This window comes from Thalassospira sp. A40-3, from assembly GCF_015871485.1.
In the GTDB taxonomy this organism is placed as follows: Bacteria; Pseudomonadota; Alphaproteobacteria; order Rhodospirillales; family Thalassospiraceae; genus Thalassospira; species Thalassospira tepidiphila.
The window spans coordinates 3944545-3961237 of the sequence record NZ_CP065428.1 but is presented as its reverse complement, the minus strand read 5'-3'; the positions used below and the strand labels follow the sequence as shown (position 1 = coordinate 3961237).

Genomic DNA, 16693 nt, shown 5'->3' with positions numbered 1-16693 from the left:
TGATGGTTGGAGTTGCATGAGCGCGTCAGAAGTAATGACAGAAACAGTCTATCGATCAGAGCCCCAAGCGCAAGGTGGGGACTATCGGCCTGCCGTTATTTTACAGGTGCTTCCCGAACTTGATGCAGGTGGTGTGGAGCGCGGCACGGTTGATATCGCGCGCGCTATTGTCGATGGCGGTGGCAAGGCACTTGTCGCATCCCAAGGCGGTCGGCTCGAACGCGAACTTGATCGGTTTGGTGCCAAGCACATCACCCTGCCGCTTAAATCAAAGAATATTCTGACCATGCGCAAGAATATCGATGCTTTGGTCAAGCTGATCCGTGAAGAGGGTGTTGATATCATTCATGCCCGATCGCGTGCCCCGGCCTGGAGTGCGTATTTTGCGGCGCGCAAGACCGGCATTCCGTTTGTGACGACCTTCCACGGCACCTATTCAGGATACAACAACCCGTTCAAGCGTCGCTATAACGCGATCATGACCATGGGTGATCAGGTGATTGCGATTTCCAAGCACATCGCCAATCACATCAACAAATATTACAAGGTCGATCCGGATCGTCTCAATATCGTCCCGCGTGGGACGAATGTTGATTTGTTCAATCCGGAAAATGTCAGTCAGGAACGCCTGATTGCGCTTTCCAACCAATGGCGTTTGAATGGTGAGGAATATGTCATCATGTTGCCGGGGCGTATCACGCGCTGGAAGGGGCATGGTTTCCTGATAAAGGCACTGCCGGCCGTTCTTGAGGCACTTGGACACCGGAAGGTTCGCTGTTTGATTGTTGGATCCGATCAGGGCCGCACAGGCTATCGCGAAGAGGTCTTGCAGATCACGCATAAGCTGGGTCTTGAGGATGTTGTGCACATTGTAGACCACTGCAACGATATGCCAGCAGCATACATGCTTGCTGATGTCGTGGCCTGTCCGTCAACTCAGCCGGAGGCTTTTGGTCGTATCCCCTCTGAAGCGCAGGCAATGGGGCGGCCAGTTGTTTCTACGGCGCATGGCGGGGCGATGGAAACTGTACTGCCCGGCGAAACTGGTTGGCTCGTAAGTCCAGGCAAGGTTGATCAACTGTCCCGTGCTTTGGTTCAGGTTCTTAGCCTGACACCTGAAAAGCGCGCCAAGTTGGCGATAAAGGGACGGGATCATGTGATTGCAGAATTCTCTTTGGAACAAATGGCTGAGCGGACACTAAATGTCTATGCCAAGGCGCTGAAACGGGTCATCGGGAACGCCGCATGACCGACAATAAAACCGAAAGCATGTCCGTGAATCCTGATGATTTCTGGGTTGATGAACAGCCTGTGGAAGGGACGGAAGAGTCCAAGCGCAAACGCATACTTGTCATCAAACTTTCTGCGCTTGGCGACGTTGTCTTGGCGATGGGTCCGTTTGCGGCCATCCGTGCCGCCCATCCAGATGCGCATATCACGGTGCTGACCACGCGGCCTTATGTTGATCTGATGAAGGCCAGCGGATTTTTTGATTCGATCGCTATCGACCGTCGCCCAAAACTGATTCAAGTGCGTGAAGTCTTGGCGCTGCGACGCTTTCTTCGGAACGGTAATTTTGACCGGGTTTATGATCTGCAGACGTCCGACCGGACCGGCTTTTATTATAAACTGTTTTGGCCAGGACCCAAGCCGGAATGGTCAGGGATTGCGAGTGGGTGCTCTCATCCACATGCCAATCCTGAGCGCTCAAATATGCATACGATTGATCGGCATGCGGACCAGCTCGCTGATGCCGGTATCAAGGATGTTCCAGCACCATACATTTCAGGGCCCGATATAGACCTAGACCGATTTGGCATTCGAAGCCCGTTTGTTCTGATCTGCCCAGGTGGCGCACCACACCGTCCGGCGAAACGCTGGCCGGCTGAGCGGTTCGGTCTTCTTGCCAAGAAACTGGCAGACTATCGGTTGACCCCGGTTCTGATCGGAACCGATAGTGAAGCAGATGTTCTGAACCGGATTGATCAGATGTGCCCCAAGGCACGCAATCTGATGGGGCGTACCGGGTTTCTTGATATTGCATCGCTTGCAGCGCGTTCGGTTCTGGCAATCGGCAATGATACCGGTCCGATGCATATCGCCGCCGCGGCCGGTGCACCGTCAGTGGTTTTGTTTTCACGTGAGTCCGATCCAAAGCGCTGTGCACCCCGCGGGCACGCTCCTAATGCAGTCAGTATTATACGCGAGAGTGATCTGCGAGAATTGACGGTAAACCGGGTGATGGATGTCATTCGTGAGCGCCTTGATCTCACCGACTAGGATTGCAGGATTTGTTTGATTTGGCGATCTCGGACAAAGGCGCGGAAAATGGCGCTTTGAGGGCGCTGTAATTGCCTAAAATCATTGCTTTCTGAACGCACGTGGATATGCTAGGTCAGGTTTCAAGGAAAACATCCCTGAACGTCCTTGCGTGTTTTTCTGTTTCTAACCGATTTGTTTGATGACCATAGGAGATTATCCATAGCACGACCACGCAAACCGATGCAGCCGACCAAGGAAGGTCCGCGCGTCAATGAGGATATCAAAGCCCGTTCCATCTGTGTTGTTGACTCTGAAGGCAACATGTCCGACCCGATGACGGTGCGTGAAGGCATTGAAATGGCAGCGGAAGCTGGACTTGATCTTGTCGAAGTCGCTCCGAATGCCGAGCCGCCAGTTTGCAAGCTGATTGATTACGGCAAGTTCAAATACGAACAAAGCAAGAAGCAGAACGAGGCCAAAAAGAAACAGAAGGTTATCGAGGTCAAGGAGATCAAACTCCGTCCGAACATCGATATCCATGACTACAACGTCAAACTGCGTGCTGCGCAGAAGTTTCTTGGCGGTGGAGACAAGGTGAAAGTCACGTTGCGTTTCCGCGGACGTGAGATGGCTCACCAGGACCTCGGTCTTGGCATGCTTCAGCGTTTTTCGGGGGACCTTGAGGACCTCGCAAAACCGGAGATGATGCCAAAGATGGAAGGCCGTGTTATGATTATGGTACTGGCGCCGCGTTAAGACGCGGCGTTTTGCCTTTTTACCCCAAGGTTCAAGCCAAAGAGGGAATGCCATGCCAGTCGGAAATGATCTTTTGATCGTGGGCGTCGATGATGACCCCAAAAGTCTGGTTCTTCTGAAACGAATCGTCGAAAGCGGCGGGTTCACGTTTCAGGGTGTTTCCTCTGGCAAGGATCTTCTTAAACTTCTCAAGACCAAACGTCCGCGCATCATCCTGATGGATATCATGATGCCTGACATGAACGGGTTCGAGACCGCGATCAATGTCCGGACCCAGTTCCCCGATCTGGCCTGTGCAATCATTTATGTCACGGCGCGACAGGGTGAAGAGGATCTGCGGGGTGGTGTTGCCGCCGGCGGCAATGATTTCGTCCTGAAACCGATCAATCGCGAAAAACTGATGAGCCGAATCGAAAAATGGATCGGTCGGGCGCATACCATCAAGACAGCAATCTGACTGCGGCTGAGAGCCTAATTGTGTTTTGGCCATTCTTTCTGATCTCAGGCCGCTATGGCCCTTTCAATGGCCAAGCCACCCGACAACCGTCTCGATATAGACCGAGAAGATAGAAAAGCTGACCACGCCAAGTGCGGTGGTCACCAGCACGATCGAGGAACTTCGCACGATATAACGGTCATAGGTCGTTGCTATCACGAACACATTTCCCGCTGTCGGAAGAGCTGCCAGTAACAAGACGGCCTTTGTTTCAAGTCCGCTTGCTGAGCCAACAATCCAAAACCCGATAAATACCGCAATCGGATGCACAATCAGTTTGGCAACCGACATGGTGGCAAGTTCGGCGCGCTTTTCGGCAATCGGTCGCCCAACCAGCGCAACGCCAATGGCAAACAATGCCGCCGGGCCAGCACTTTGCCCCAACAAGTCCAGCAAGTAGTCAACGCCGTCGGGCCAATCAAGATCAAGCAAACTTGCAAGCACACCGATGATAATTGCAAGGACAACCGGGTTCGTCAGGGTACCTCTTATGATCTTGCCTGTCGGATTGCTGCCCTTGGCGTGCTTTGTCCCTTCCAGCAACAAAAGCGAGAGCGGCAACATCACAATCAAATCAACTGCAAGCGCGACAATCAGCGGCACAGTCGCCAGAGGGCCAAGCAGCCCGATGATCAGCGGAAGCCCCATGAAGCCGACATTGCCCATGGTTCCGGCAAAGGAAAACAGCGTCTGGCTGGCCGTATCAAGATGGAACACGCGCGAGGCGATGAGCCGCGAAATGCCATAAACCACAAGAGTACCACCGCCATAGGCGAGGATGATGTCAGGCTGCCAAATCTCTGACGGGCTTCGGGTTGCAAGTGCCTTGAACAACAGGGCGGGCAGCGCAAAATAGAACACAAACCCGTTGATGCCGCGCATCCCGTCGGGTGATACGATCTTGAACTTACCGCCAATCCAGCCAAGGCCGATCAGTGCAAAGAATGGCAAAATGATTGATGTGATTTGCGACATGTGATCAGTCAGATGGCAAAATGCGCGATGATGGATTAGGTCTGAAAAAGTGGTGCCTGCGCACAATGGCGGCTCAATGTCCCAAAAAGCAAGGGGAAAGGGCTGAATTGGCCCTTGAAAAAGGTAAAGTCGGAGTCTATAACCACCCGTCCCCAAAACAGGTGGTGAGGCTGGAAGGTTTATATAGATCCTTCAGGGCATGCCCAGCCGCCGTAGGGGATTTCGTTTTCATTGCTTTTGCAAGGATAGAAAAATGCCCAAGATGAAGACCAAAGCGAGTGCGAAAAAACGCTTTCGCCTGACCGCCAGCGGGAAAGTCCGTCACAACGTGGCAAACAAGCGCCACCTTCTGACTGCGAAACCGACCAAGATGAAGCGCCAGGCACGTGGCACGGAGATCCTCTGTGACGCAGATGCCCGCATCGTCAAAAAATTCCTGCCGTACGGTTAAGGTTGAAGGAGAGTTAAATGGCTCGTGTAAAAGGGGGCGTGTCTTCACACGCTCGTCACCGCAAGGTTATTAAGGCTGCCAAGGGTTACCGCGGTCGCCGCAACAATACTTTCCGCACCGCCGTTCAGGCTGTGGAAAAAGGTCTGCAGTATGCATACCGCGATCGTCGCGTTAAGAAACGCCAGTTCCGTTCGCTCTGGATTCAGCGTATCAACGCTGGCGCACGTGAGAACGGTCTGAGCTATTCCCAGTTCATGAATGGCCTGAAAAAGGCTGGTGTTGAACTGGACCGTAAGGTTCTTGCCGACATCGCAGTGCGTGAGCCGGAAGCTTTCAAAGCTCTTGTCACCCAGGCGCAGGCTGCACTGGACTGATAAACCTTTGTAAAAAGGTTTCATCGGCACTTGCCTGATTTGATCAGGGGCGGCCATATTGGCCGTCCCTTTTCTTTTTGTGATTTTTAAACCCAAGCCAAAGCGTCGGAAGTTATGGAAAACATCGAAGCATTGCGCGAAGAGGTTCTGGCGGAAGTCGAAAAGGCAGCGGATCTGACCGCGCTTGAAGACGTCCGCATCAGCGCCCTTGGCAAGAAAGGCCGCATTACCGGCCTGATGAAAAACCTTGGCAAGATGGACCCTGACCAGCGTCGTGAATTTGGTCAGACGCTTAATGCCGTCAAGGACCAGGTCGCTGGCGCAATCGAAACCCGTAAAACTGCCCTTGAGGATGATGCCCTCGAGGCGCGTCTGTCGGGCGAGCGGATTGACGTCACCCTGTCCTCGCGTCCGGATGAAACCGCGGGCCGCATTCACCCGATCAGCCAGACGATTGATGAAATCGTCTCGATCTTTGGCGAAATGGGATTTGCACTGGCCGAAGGCCCGGATGTTGAAGACGACTTCCATAACTTTACCGCACTGAACATTCCGCCGGAACATCCCGCGCGTGAAATGCAGGACACCTTCTATCTGCCCGAACAGGAAGATGGTTCGCGCCTTGTGCTGAGAACGCACACCTCGCCGGTGCAGATTCGGACCATGCAGTCGAAAACCCCGCCGATCCGCATCATTGCGCCGGGTCGTACCTATCGATCTGACAGCGATATGACCCATACGCCGATGTTCCACCAGGTCGAAGGTCTGGTGATCGACAAGAAGACACACATGGGTCACCTCAAGGGCTGTCTACTTGAGTTCGTCAAAACCTATTTCGAACTTGATGATGTGCCGGTCCGCTATCGTCCAAGCTTCTTCCCGTTCACCGAGCCGAGTGCCGAAATGGATATCGGTTGTTCGCGCAAAGGTGGGGAGCTCAAGATTGGTGAAGGCGACGACTGGCTGGAAATTCTTGGCTGCGGCATGGTTCATCCGCGCGTGCTTAGCGCCTGTGGCCTTGACCCCGAAGAATATCAGGGCTTTGCCTTTGGTATGGGGATCGAACGTATCGCCATGCTGAAATACGGTATTCCTGATCTTCGCACCTTCTTCGATACCGATCTGCGCTGGCTGAAACATTATGGTTTCGTGCCGCTGGATGTACCGAACATGGTAAGGGGCTGAGATTATGAAATTCACACTGAATTGGCTGAAACAGCACCTTGATACCGATGTGTCGATTGAGGTGGTTGCAGAAAAACTGACCGATATCGGTCTTGAAATCGAAGGCGTGACCGACCGCGCGGCAGCCCTTGCCGACATCCGTGTCGCCCACATTGAAGAAGCCGGCCAGCATCCCGATGCTGATCGCCTGAAGCTTTGCCGCGTTAATACCGGCGAGAAGATCATTCAGGTCGTTTGTGGTGCGCCGAATGCCCGTACGGGACTTAAGGTCGCACTGGCACAGCCGGGCGCGATCATTCCGATTGATGGCTCAAAACTCAAGCCTGGCAAAATCCGTGGTGTCGAAAGTCAGGGCATGATGTGCTCCACCCGTGAGCTCTGCCTTGGTGAAGACCATGACGGCATCATCGAACTGCCTGAAGATGCCGAAATCGGTGCGCCGGTTGCGTCTGTCCTTGGTGCGGATGATCCGATCCTTGAAATCGGCCTGACGCCGAACCGCCCGGATTGTACCGGTGTTCGCGGGATCGCCCGCGATCTGGCGGCTGCGGGCATCGGAACGCTTAAGGCCGATCCGCGCCAAGAGCCGGTCACTGGTGCGTTTGACAGCCCGATTGGCGTTACGATCAGCAGCGATATTGCCACCAATAATGCGGTTCCGGCCTTCTATGGCCGTTACATCCGTGGTGTGAAAAATGCTGAAAGCCCGGAATGGCTGAAAGCCCGTCTGGAAGCCATCGGTCTGCGTCCGATTTCCGCACTGGTGGATATCACCAACCTAGTAACTCATGACCTTGGTCGTCCACTGCATGTGTTTGATGCCGACAAACTGTCAGGTGATATCAATGTGCGTTATGCGACCAGTGGTGAAAAGATCGCAGCCCTTGATAACAAGGAGTACGAACTTTCCGACTCCATGGTGGTGATTGCCGATCAGGCAAAGGCACTGGGCATTGGTGGTATTATCGGTGGCGAAGAAACTGGTTGCCTTGAAGAAACGACCAATGTGTTTGTCGAATGCGCGCTGTTCGATCCGATCAGCATTGCCAAGACCGGTCGTAAGCTTCAGATCAATTCGGATGCGCGCTATCGGTTTGAGCGTGGCGTTGATCCGCAGTCGGTTGCCTGGGGCATGGAAGTTGCCACCCATCTGATCACCGAGATCTGCGGGGGTGAAGTATCCCATGTCGTCAAGGCGGGCGAAGTACCAAATCCGCGCAACGCCTTTGATCTGCGCATTGATCGTATTCGTGAGCTGGGCGGCGTTGCAGTTGAAGCAGATCGTGCGATTGAAATCCTGAAATCTCTGGGCTTCGAGGTTAGTGGTTCTGCACCGGTTATTAACGCCGTCGCACCGACCTGGCGTCCGGACATCATCGGTGAAGCCGATCTGGTCGAGGAAGTCCTGCGCATTGTCGGTTATGACAAAATCCCGACTGTCCCGCTGGAACGTGAAACCAGCTTGCCGGTTCCGGCCTTGTCGCCGTTCCAGAAACGCGTTGGTCTGACCCGCCGCGTTCTGGCATCGCGCGGTCTTTATGAAACCGTGACTTGGTCATTTACCGACTCGCGTTGGGCCAAACTGTTTGGTGAACTCAAAGACGGTCTGTATCTGGCGAACCCGATCAGTTCCGACCTTGATATCATGCGCCCGAACGCCCTGATCAATATGATAGCGGCGGCCGGTCGTAACCAGGCCCGTGGTTTTTCCGATCTGGCGCTGTTTGAAGTTGGTCCGGAATTCTTTGGCGATCAGCCGGGCGATCAGCGTCTGGTGGCCGCAGGTTTGCGTTCCGGTGCAACAACCCCGCGCAGCTGGACCGGTTCACGCCGTGATGTCGACGTGTTTGATGTTAAGGCCGATGCCGAAGCCCTGATCGAAGCACTGGGTACCAGTGCCGCCAATGTTCAGGTCAATACCGATGGTGCACCGGAATGGTATCACCCGGGCCGTTCGGCAGCCCTGCAGCTGGGTCCGAAAAATGTTCTGGGCTATTTCGGCGAATTGCATCCGAAGGTGCTTAAGGCGCTTGGCGTCAAAGGCCGCGTTGTGGCATTTGAACTGTTTGTTGAAAACGTTCCTAGCCCCAAGAAAAAGGGTACAGCCCGTCCGGCCTTGAACGCGTCAAGCTTCCAGTCGGTCGAACGCGACTTTGCCTTCCTGCTTGATGAAGGTGTGAAGGCAGAGGCGATCATTACGGCCGCCAAAGGTGCCGATCGTAATCTGATCACGGATGTGACGATCTTTGACCTTTATGCAGGCAAGGGGATTGAGGATGGCAAGAAGTCACTCGCCTTCTCGATCACGCTGCAGCCGACCAAGGCAACCCTGACCGAAGAAGAAATTGAAGCGGTCTGCAAAAAGGTTGTCGAAGCGGTTGAGAAAGCCACGGGTGGCTCTCTGCGCGCCTGATCTTTCGCCAAAGATACGAAATAAAAACGGGCTGCCCAACATTGGTGCAGCCCGTTTTGTTTTTGGGGTATCGGTCAAATTTACCGACCGGGGCGTTTGCGCAGGATGGCGTATTCGTCCTCATCCAGATCAAGCGCGATCAGATCCGGCCCATTGGTAAAGACATGCCATTCCATATCGGTGTCGTCGCATTCGATGGTCAGCTGATCGACCATGCTGTTCCATTCACAACGTTCACGATCATCATCGGCTTCCAGTCGACCTGTACCATCGTCATAAAGATGCATGACCAGAATCTGCTCGTCCTCGTCAATTGAATAGACGGCATATGTTTCGTTTGCAAAACGGTAATTGATTTCTGCCCCATCCAGCCGGCGCCAACCCCGCGGCAGCGGTTCGCCCGGTTCATGTTCGGCGAAGTAATAAGCCAGTTTCTGCATGTGGCTGTCATTCATGGTGCGCATATCCGATCCACATGCGCTGAGCGCCAAAAGGCCCAGCATCACCGGAACAGATTTGAATACAGGGCGGGACAGGATCATGGTTTTGAACATCTAACGCTCCATAACAGGCACAGGGCAGCTTTTACCTGTCTGCCCGTCTAACTCTCAGTCTCAAGCAATATGCTTGCCATGCTCCCATGTGCTGAGACGTTTAAGGATTGTTTTGCCCAATGCGTGATGCCTCGGCGTGGTAAACCCGAAGCGTAAAGATGATGGTCGTGCCCGGGTCACTGAGCGGTCGGCTGGTATCAAGCCAGATGCGGCCGCCATGCTGTTCAACGATCTTGCGGCACAGAGACAGGCCAAGTCCCGTTCCGGAAAACTCGTCCTTATGCAGGCGCTGGAACAGGCGGAAAATCCGTTGTGCATGCTCGGGGTGAATGCCAATGCCGTTATCGCGGACCGAAAAACGCCAATAGTCGCGCATCACCGGGTCTGGTTCGACCGTGATGGATATATGCGGTGATACGCCGGGTCGGCGATACTTGATGGCATTGGATAAAAGGTTCTGGAACAGCCGCGACAGGGCAATCCGGTCACCTTTGACCGTCGGAAGATCGTCATGGGTGATGGTGGCATGTTCACGGCCAATCACGTCCTTGAGGTCCGCTTGCGCCTCGTTGAGCACCTGATTGCAGTCAATCGGTGCGAAATCTTCGCGCGTTCCGGTCTTGGCATATTCAAGCAGGTGGCTGATCAGCTTGTGCATGCGCTTGGCACCATCGACGGCAAAATCGATATATTCATCGGCTTCCTGATCGAGGCTGCCACTGTAACGCTGCTTGAGAAGTTGCGTATAGCTGGCAACCATGCGCAGCGGCTGCTGCAGATCGTGGGACGCCACATAGGCAAATTGTTCGAGGTCTTCGTTGCTGCGCTTGAGCTGATCAAGTGTATCGCGCAGCTTGTTGGCATTTTCGACAAACTCCGTCACATCACGCGCGCTGCAAAAGATCATCTCGTCAAACGGGCCCACGCAATGCCACGCCAGCCAGCGAACATTGCCCTTGCGGTCGAGTACGCGCAGGATTGATTTGCCATCACTGATCGTCGCAGTACCGTTTTTCTGGCGCATCGCCGTCATCGCGGTTTGTTGGTCCTCGGGAACAAACAGCATAAAGAAAGGTTTGTTGACGATGTCATGCACCGGCAACCCCATCAGCTCTTCCAAGGCAGGGCTAAACCCCTTAAGGATGCCGTCCTGATTGACCACAATGGCCGGTTCCGGCGTATGGCGAAGGTAGGTTTCAAACGGATGGCACAGTTCCTGTTGGGCCGCAGTTTCCAGAAGCAAAACCGAAATAAATTCCCGATTGTCTTCGCTATAGCGATGCGCCATCAGATAGAAACGCTGCATCTGGTTTTTGGCAGTGTGGATATCGACCATGGTGCCAATCCGGGCATCCTGCCAGACATTGTCAATCAGCGGTCCGCGAAGCTTTGTGCGGGATTCCGATGACAACCGGTCAAGAAAATCCGTCATGGTTGGTTCGATGTTTTCGGCTGTCGGACCAAGGATTTCCGGCCAGTTCAGTTGCGCTGTCAGTTTTCCGTCGGTGGTCTCCACCGGCCAGCTGATCACGGCACAGCCGCATTCCGCCAGGGTATTTTCCGTGTCGCTGAAATGTTCGGCAAGATGGGCAGCACGCATGTGCTGTCGTTTGAGGCGATGCCATAACCAGACCGCCAGGCCACAAAGAATGGTCATCGCCATGACAAACATCAGCGCATGCAGGATAAAAGCATCGCGCCAGTTATTCAAAAGCGCGCTGCGCGGCGTATAGGCCACCACGATCCGGTCGATTTGTGGCAGTTTGCTATAAGCCAGAACCATGACTTCGCTGCTGTGAACACAGACCAGGGAATCGCGATCAGTTTGTTGGGTGCTGATATAGTCGCCCAGATCGCCGATCAGATGCGGCGGGATAAAGCCCTTGATCTGGTTAAGCTGGTTATCAAGCAGCCCAACGGTAATGTCGGAATTGTCCGCCACGATCTTTTGCAGGTCGACATCATTATGAAGCAACAACATCGATCCCAACCGAAAGGCGGTTGCTTCAAGTTGGGCACTGGCGTGCTCGACCGCGCTGTCATAAAGCGTTTTCTGAATGAAAAAGAAGGAAAACAGAAGGACAAACACACCCGTCAGCGTCAAGGCGGCAAGCCGTTTGCGGAGCTTGACAAGACTGCGCCGGGACAGGGATGGCTCGATTGACATTATGAACATGTTATTGGCGTGCCCCTGCCAGACAGAGTTATGGTTTCCTCAACCTTGAAATTTAAGACCTTTTCGCGCGGTTGAAAAGGATGCAAACAAATGAATGTAAGCGTTAAAGGCCTGTTTTGTGATGCACCCGACATCTCGTGACCAAGGCCCTTAATGTGATCACGTTCCGACATGTGATGGCCGTGCCAGACTGCGGGTTCTTCACAGACGCCGTGAACATAACACAACGCTTCTAATTCCGTGCAAAAACCCCTATAAACCCGCTGGTGATTGATCCGGGATATATCAGAACCGATTTCCCGAACGATGCAATGATCACGCAATGCAGGTTTTTCCGATCATGCCCTTCGCATCCGTGATGCGATAAGGCCTGATGTCGCTGCCGAAATTGGCTGGCTGACGGGGCAGGGGATATTGGAAAGAATGCGATTTGCGCGTTATGTATCAACCGGGTATCTGGTGATCACACCGTTTCGAAACAATGTGCCACGCGGCGAAATGCCAGCCAATTTTAGTGCCAGAAGCAGCCAAAAATGACTGACCTTAAGAACATTCGTAACTTTTCGATCATCGCCCATATCGACCACGGTAAATCGACCCTGGCCGACCGCTTGATCCAGTTGACCGGTGGCCTGACCGAACGTGAAATGGCCGATCAGGTTCTCGATTCGATGGATATCGAACGTGAACGTGGCATCACCATCAAATCCCAGGCCGTGCGACTGAAATACACCGCCAAGGATGGGCAGGAATATACGCTCAACCTGATGGACACGCCGGGTCACGTTGACTTTGCCTATGAAGTGTCACGCTCTCTCGCGGCCTGCGAAGGGTCGCTTCTGGTGGTTGATGCCGCACAGGGTGTGGAAGCCCAGACCCTCGCCAACGTCTATCAGGCGATTGAAAACAATCACGAAATCGTACCGGTCCTGAACAAGGTTGACCTTCCAGCAGCCGAACCCGATCAGGTCAAGGAACAGATCGAAGAAGTGATTGGCATCGATGCGTCTGATGCTGTGATGATCTCGGCCAAAACCGGCTTGGGCGTGCCTGACGTGCTTGAAGCACTGGTGCACCGTCTTCCGGCGCCGACAGGTGATGCGAACGCACCGCTTGAAGTGCTTCTGGTTGATAGCTGGTATGACACCTATCTCGGTGTGATGATTCTGGTCCGCGTGAAGGAAGGCACCCTGAAAAAGGGTCAGAAAGTCCGCTTCATGAACGCCAAGGTCACCCATCAGATCGAACGCGTTGGTGTGTTCACGCCAAAGCCGCTTGCGATTGATGAAATGGGGCCGGGTGAAATCGGCTTTATCAACTGCGGTATGAAAACCGTGGCCGAATGTGAAGTCGGTGACACGATTACCGAGGAAAAACGCCCCTGCGCCAAGCCGCTGGCCGGCTTTAAGCCGTCCATCCCGGTTGTGTTCTGTGGTATTTTCCCGGTTGATACCAGTGAATATGAAGTGCTGCGCGATGCGCTTGAAAAGCTGCATCTCAATGACGCGTCCTTCCAGTTCGAACCGGAAAACTCGACCGCACTTGGTCTTGGTTTCCGTTGTGGTTTCCTGGGTCTTTTGCACCTTGAAATCATTCAGGAACGTCTTGAGCGCGAGTTCGAGCTTGATCTGATCACCACTGCACCGTCGGTGTCCTACAAGATCACGCTGAGCAAGGGCGAAGAAATCCTGTTGCATAACCCGGCTGATTTCCCGGACGTTACCAAGATCAAGGCCATTGAAGAACCATGGATCAAGGCATCGATCATGGTGCCGGACGAATATCTTGGCGGTATCCTGACCCTTTGCACCGAACGCCGTGGTGTTCAGCTTGACCTGACCTATGTTGGTAACCGCGCGATGGCGGTTTATAAACTGCCACTCAACGAAGTGGTGTTTGATTTCTATGACCGTCTGAAGTCGATTTCTCGCGGCTATGCCAGCTTCGATTACGAGATCGCGGGTTACGATGAAAGCGATCTGGTCAAGGTTTCCATCCTTGTGAACGAAGAGCCGGTCGATGCACTGGCCCTGATGGTGCACCGTTCGGCGGCTGAATATCGCGGTCGTGAGATTTGTAAGCGTCTTAAGGACCTGATCCCGCGCCAGATGTTCCGCATCGCCATTCAGGCCGCCATTGGTGGCAAGGTGATTGCCCGTGAAACCGTATCGGCGCTGCGCAAAGACGTGACGGCAAAATGTTACGGCGGTGACGTTTCGCGTAAGCGTAAGCTTCTTGAAAAACAGAAGGCCGGTAAGAAAAAGATGCGTCAGTTCGGCAAGGTCGAAATTCCGCAATCGGCCTTTATTAACGCGCTCAAGATGGGCGACGACAAGTAAGTCGAAATTACGATTTCTAAACAAAGGCTGTATCACATTGTTGATGCAGCCTTTTTTCTTTGCTGTTTTCAGAGGCTAACCTGCTGCGCTATGGATGGACGCAGCCCAACCAATTGCCCAAGGAGGCCCCGATGGATCTGGAATTGCTCGCCAAGCAGGAAGAAATTCTGGTGTTTGACCGCTTTGATGAAGACACCGCCTGGTCAATCGGCTCCAAGTTGGTGGGCGTCGCGCAGGCGAAAAATGCCCCGGTCGCGGTCAATATCCGCACCCCGGACCGTACCCTGTTTCACGCATCCCTTGCCGGTGCGAAACCGGCAAATGATGCGTGGGCGCGCCGCAAAAGCAATCTGGTGCTGCGCGAACATCAAAGCTCGATGCTTTTTGGTGCGGAACTGAAAGCCAAGGGCAAAACCCTTGCCGATCATGGGATCGATTTTGCCGACTATGCCGATCACGGCGGCAGCTTCCCGGTCCGTGTCGCCGGTGTCGGCGTGATTGGCGCGATTACAGTATCCGGACTCGCATCGCACGAAGATCACGGCATGATCGTGAGCGTTTTGGCCGAGCACCTTGGCGTGTCGGTGAAGCTCTAAGACACAGCCGAACTTCTAGACGCTATATTTGTGAGATACTTGACGTCAAACGGCGAAGCCGCGCAAGAGGCCAGGCTTACTCCTCGAGAATAGCCTCAACCTTGCGGGATACCCATTTTGATATGATGGTCGAACCGGCGACCAAAAGGCCGATCGCAACGGCTGTACCAATGACAATGATGAAGCTGCCAGCAGAGCGTCCATGCATCATCATCTGAAAGGTGGTTTGGAATGTCACCATCATCAGTAACGTGCCAAGCAGAAGCGTACCTGAACCAAACAGCATCAGTTTGCGCATATTCATCTTTCAGCGGCTGTTCGGTTGGTCGCCCTCATTCTGGTCGCTCATTTCGTTCCCCTGATGATGATCTGTGCGAATTCTACTCTTGGTAGAATTTTGCAGCCTGTCATGATTGAGCCCCGAGGGCCAGAGACAAGTTTCTTTTGTCCGGTACCTGTGATGTCACCAGTTTGGCAGGAACAAGCTTCAGTACTTTAAAAAGGGCCAGGGATCGTCGCGCTTAATCGAAATGCTCGATCTCCGGATCAATGACAGCAAAGCTCGGCAGTGCCGAGCTCATCCAAAGATGCTTTTTGGCCTTGAACGGGCGTGGGTCATCAAAGGTGCCCAATCGGAAATCGATGAAGCTGTCATCATCGCCCTTGCACCAGGTGATGCTCGATCCGCATGTTGGGCAAAATCCGCGATATTTGCCAGGCGAGCTTTCATATTCGCGCGGCTTGCCATCCCATGTGATGGCATTGGTCGGGAACGCGACAAAGGTCGAAACACCCGAACCGCTATCCTTGCGACACATGCCGCAATGGCAGTGATTGCCGCCAATCGGCTCCCCGGACGCAACAAAGCGCACCGCGCCACAAAGACAACCCCCAGGATGTTCGGGATGTTTTGTGGCCATGGTGCGCTTCCTTGAAAACTTTGACCAAATGTCGGGTTATTCGTTCGGAACACCCGTCGTGGTCGAATATTCGAAATGGAATTCCTTGTCCGGGAACATATAGGCGCGTGCAGCATGGATCGCACTTGCACCTTCGGCAAAGCCCGACAGGATCAGTTTAAGCTTGTGCTCATAGGTCGCGATATCGCCGATGGCAAAGATGCCGGGGACGGATGTTTCCATCGTCGCCTGTTTCACGCCGATATGGTTTTTCTCAAGATTAAGGCCCCAATCGGCAATCGGACCGAGTTCCATGGCAAGGCCAAAGAACGGCAGAAGGTGATCGGCTTCAAGCTCGCGCTCTTCGCCCTTGAGCGTCGCGACAACCACGTGCGACAGGATGCCATTTTCACCCTTAAGCCCCTTAAGCTGATAGGGGATGACCATCTCGATCTTGCCCGCCTCGGCGAGCGCCTGCAGTTTTGCACTGCTGTCAGGGGCCGCACGGAATTTCGGGCGACGATGAACCACCATCACCTTCGCGGCGATGTCATGAAGCGACAGGGCCCAGTCGACAGCCGAGTCACCGCCACCGGCAATCACGACGTTCTTGCCAGCGAAGTCGGCACGACGTTTGACGTAATACTGAACACCACCCGATCCTTCATACTCTTCAAGGCCATCCATCGGCGGTTTGTTCGGGCCAAAGGCACCGCAACCAGCCGCAATCACAACCGCACCAGCATCAATGACCGTGCCCTTCGTGGTGACCAGCGTGAAACGGCCATCATCGCGTTTCTCAAGCTTGGTGACCTGCTGACCCAGATGATAGGTCGGCTCGAACGGGTCAGCCTGTTTGGCAAGCTCGTGAATAAGATCCTGACCGGCAATTTGCGGATGGGCCGGAATGTCGAAAATCGGCTTTTCCGGATAAAGTGCGCTGCACTGGCCGCCGACCATATCAAGCGCGTCAATCACATGGGATTTAAGCCCCAGCATACCGGCTTCGAAAACCGCAAAAAGCCCGACCGGGCCTGCGCCAATAATGGCAATATCTGTGCTATGCGATGCGTCTGACATACTTATTCCATCCAAATAAAATCAAATTTGGGTAGGGGGCTGCCCCCAAGCCCGGCGGTGTGCGGGATTTCTTATGCAGCCAGATAGCATCTGGAACACGATATCGCAATGTAAACCGGCCTTTTTCCGGGTTTGCG

Annotated in this window: 16 protein-coding genes; 10 read left to right on the top strand and 6 right to left on the bottom strand. The window is 53.8% G+C overall.

Going from position 1 to position 16693, the window contains the following annotated elements:
* The first annotated feature begins 16 nt into the window (after positions 1-16).
* The 4 genes from IT893_RS18270 (at position 17) to IT893_RS18255 (ending at position 3475) form a co-directional block, all read left to right on the top strand.
* Positions 17-1249: a glycosyltransferase family 4 protein gene (locus tag IT893_RS18270; RefSeq protein WP_252724003.1), complete on the top strand. Its 1233-nt coding sequence runs from the start codon at positions 17-19 to the stop codon at positions 1247-1249.
* Positions 1246-2280, top strand: coding sequence for a glycosyltransferase family 9 protein (locus tag IT893_RS18265; protein ID WP_371810682.1), 1035 nt, complete (start codon positions 1246-1248; stop codon positions 2278-2280). The genes IT893_RS18270 and IT893_RS18265 overlap by 4 nt, the downstream gene beginning before the upstream one ends.
* A gap of 222 nt (positions 2281-2502) precedes the next feature.
* Positions 2503-3018: a translation initiation factor IF-3 gene (infC, locus tag IT893_RS18260; RefSeq protein ID WP_008888578.1), complete on the top strand. Its 516-nt coding sequence runs from the start codon at positions 2503-2505 to the stop codon at positions 3016-3018.
* A 52-nt stretch (positions 3019-3070) separates the two neighbouring features.
* Positions 3071-3475 carry a response regulator gene (locus IT893_RS18255; protein ID WP_008888577.1) on the top strand — a complete coding sequence of 135 codons (405 nt, stop codon included), beginning with the start codon at positions 3071-3073 and terminating at the stop codon, positions 3473-3475.
* A gap of 63 nt (positions 3476-3538) precedes the next feature.
* Here the strand turns inward: IT893_RS18255 and IT893_RS18250 are convergent, their stop codons facing one another.
* A complete protein-coding gene (locus tag IT893_RS18250) occupies positions 3539-4489 on the bottom strand; it encodes an AEC family transporter (RefSeq protein WP_197146211.1) in 951 nt (316 codons plus the stop codon).
* A 253-nt stretch (positions 4490-4742) separates the two neighbouring features.
* On the opposite strand from IT893_RS18250, the gene rpmI reads away from it, so the two are divergent.
* The 4 genes from rpmI to pheT all read left to right on the top strand — a co-directional run bounded on the left by rpmI (position 4743) and on the right by pheT (position 8912).
* Positions 4743-4940 carry a 50S ribosomal protein L35 gene (gene rpmI, locus IT893_RS18245; RefSeq protein WP_008888575.1) on the top strand — a complete coding sequence of 66 codons (198 nt, stop codon included), beginning with the start codon at positions 4743-4745 and terminating at the stop codon, positions 4938-4940.
* A gap of 17 nt (positions 4941-4957) precedes the next feature.
* Positions 4958-5314: a 50S ribosomal protein L20 gene (gene rplT, locus IT893_RS18240; protein ID WP_008888574.1), complete on the top strand. Its 357-nt coding sequence runs from the start codon at positions 4958-4960 to the stop codon at positions 5312-5314.
* A 114-nt stretch (positions 5315-5428) separates the two neighbouring features.
* On the top strand, positions 5429-6499 hold the full coding sequence (pheS, locus tag IT893_RS18235; RefSeq protein ID WP_197146210.1) for a phenylalanine--tRNA ligase subunit alpha: 1071 nt from the start codon (positions 5429-5431) through the stop codon (positions 6497-6499).
* Between the two features lie 4 nt (positions 6500-6503).
* Entirely contained in the window at positions 6504-8912 is a 2409-nt protein-coding gene (pheT, locus tag IT893_RS18230; RefSeq protein ID WP_197146209.1) for a phenylalanine--tRNA ligase subunit beta, read from the top strand.
* Between the two features lie 80 nt (positions 8913-8992).
* Here pheT and IT893_RS18225 read toward each other — a convergent pair whose 3' ends face one another.
* Together IT893_RS18225 and IT893_RS18220 are read right to left on the bottom strand one after the other, a co-directional pair.
* Positions 8993-9466 (bottom strand): hypothetical protein, encoded by a 474-nt coding sequence (locus IT893_RS18225; RefSeq protein ID WP_197146208.1) that lies wholly within the window; start codon positions 9464-9466, stop codon positions 8993-8995.
* A 100-nt stretch (positions 9467-9566) separates the two neighbouring features.
* Positions 9567-11642, bottom strand: coding sequence for an ATP-binding protein (locus IT893_RS18220; protein WP_197146207.1), 2076 nt, complete (start codon positions 11640-11642; stop codon positions 9567-9569).
* Positions 11643-12175: 533 nt separating this feature from the next.
* Between IT893_RS18220 and lepA the strand changes: the two genes are divergently transcribed.
* The gene (gene lepA, locus IT893_RS18215; protein ID WP_064780089.1) at positions 12176-13981 is read left to right on the top strand and encodes a translation elongation factor 4; all 1806 of its coding nucleotides are present in this window, start codon (positions 12176-12178) and stop codon (positions 13979-13981) included.
* Between the two features lie 131 nt (positions 13982-14112).
* Complete coding sequence (locus tag IT893_RS18210) at positions 14113-14577, top strand: heme-degrading domain-containing protein (RefSeq protein WP_197146206.1); 465 nt, start codon at positions 14113-14115, stop codon at positions 14575-14577.
* A 76-nt stretch (positions 14578-14653) separates the two neighbouring features.
* Here IT893_RS18210 and IT893_RS18205 read toward each other — a convergent pair whose 3' ends face one another.
* The 3 genes from IT893_RS18205 to IT893_RS18195 all read right to left on the bottom strand — a co-directional run bounded on the left by IT893_RS18205 (position 14654) and on the right by IT893_RS18195 (position 16556).
* On the bottom strand, positions 14654-14881 hold the full coding sequence (locus IT893_RS18205; protein WP_197146205.1) for a hypothetical protein: 228 nt from the start codon (positions 14879-14881) through the stop codon (positions 14654-14656).
* A gap of 217 nt (positions 14882-15098) precedes the next feature.
* Positions 15099-15497 (bottom strand): GFA family protein, encoded by a 399-nt coding sequence (locus IT893_RS18200; RefSeq protein WP_197146204.1) that lies wholly within the window; start codon positions 15495-15497, stop codon positions 15099-15101.
* Between the two features lie 36 nt (positions 15498-15533).
* Positions 15534-16556, bottom strand: a complete 1023-nt coding sequence (locus tag IT893_RS18195; RefSeq protein WP_008888563.1) for an NAD(P)/FAD-dependent oxidoreductase — start codon at positions 16554-16556, stop codon at positions 15534-15536.
* Between the last annotated feature and the right edge of the window lie 137 nt (positions 16557-16693).

What these genes read in the sequence shown, in the direction of transcription:
- lepA (WP_064780089.1), top strand. Translation starts at nt 12,176, where the DNA reads ATGACTGACCTTAAGAACATTCGTAACTTTTCGATCATCGCCCATATC.
- infC (WP_008888578.1), top strand. Translation starts at nt 2,503, where the DNA reads ATGCAGCCGACCAAGGAAGGTCCGCGCGTCAATGAGGATATCAAAGCC.
- IT893_RS18265 (WP_371810682.1), top strand. Translation starts at nt 1,246, where the DNA reads ATGACCGACAATAAAACCGAAAGCATGTCCGTGAATCCTGATGATTTC.
- IT893_RS18210 (WP_197146206.1), top strand. Translation starts at nt 14,113, where the DNA reads ATGGATCTGGAATTGCTCGCCAAGCAGGAAGAAATTCTGGTGTTTGAC.
- IT893_RS18250 (WP_197146211.1), bottom strand. Translation starts at nt 4,489, where the DNA reads ATGTCGCAAATCACATCAATCATTTTGCCATTCTTTGCACTGATCGGC.
- rplT (WP_008888574.1), top strand. Translation starts at nt 4,958, where the DNA reads ATGGCTCGTGTAAAAGGGGGCGTGTCTTCACACGCTCGTCACCGCAAG.
- IT893_RS18225 (WP_197146208.1), bottom strand. Translation starts at nt 9,466, where the DNA reads ATGTTCAAAACCATGATCCTGTCCCGCCCTGTATTCAAATCTGTTCCG.
- pheS (WP_197146210.1), top strand. Translation starts at nt 5,429, where the DNA reads ATGGAAAACATCGAAGCATTGCGCGAAGAGGTTCTGGCGGAAGTCGAA.
- IT893_RS18195 (WP_008888563.1), bottom strand. Translation starts at nt 16,556, where the DNA reads ATGTCAGACGCATCGCATAGCACAGATATTGCCATTATTGGCGCAGGC.
- IT893_RS18220 (WP_197146207.1), bottom strand. Translation starts at nt 11,642, where the DNA reads ATGTTCATAATGTCAATCGAGCCATCCCTGTCCCGGCGCAGTCTTGTC.
- IT893_RS18270 (WP_252724003.1), top strand. Translation starts at nt 17, where the DNA reads ATGAGCGCGTCAGAAGTAATGACAGAAACAGTCTATCGATCAGAGCCC.
- IT893_RS18255 (WP_008888577.1), top strand. Translation starts at nt 3,071, where the DNA reads ATGCCAGTCGGAAATGATCTTTTGATCGTGGGCGTCGATGATGACCCC.
- IT893_RS18200 (WP_197146204.1), bottom strand. Translation starts at nt 15,497, where the DNA reads ATGGCCACAAAACATCCCGAACATCCTGGGGGTTGTCTTTGTGGCGCG.
- rpmI (WP_008888575.1), top strand. Translation starts at nt 4,743, where the DNA reads ATGCCCAAGATGAAGACCAAAGCGAGTGCGAAAAAACGCTTTCGCCTG.
- pheT (WP_197146209.1), top strand. Translation starts at nt 6,504, where the DNA reads ATGAAATTCACACTGAATTGGCTGAAACAGCACCTTGATACCGATGTG.
- IT893_RS18205 (WP_197146205.1), bottom strand. Translation starts at nt 14,881, where the DNA reads ATGAATATGCGCAAACTGATGCTGTTTGGTTCAGGTACGCTTCTGCTT.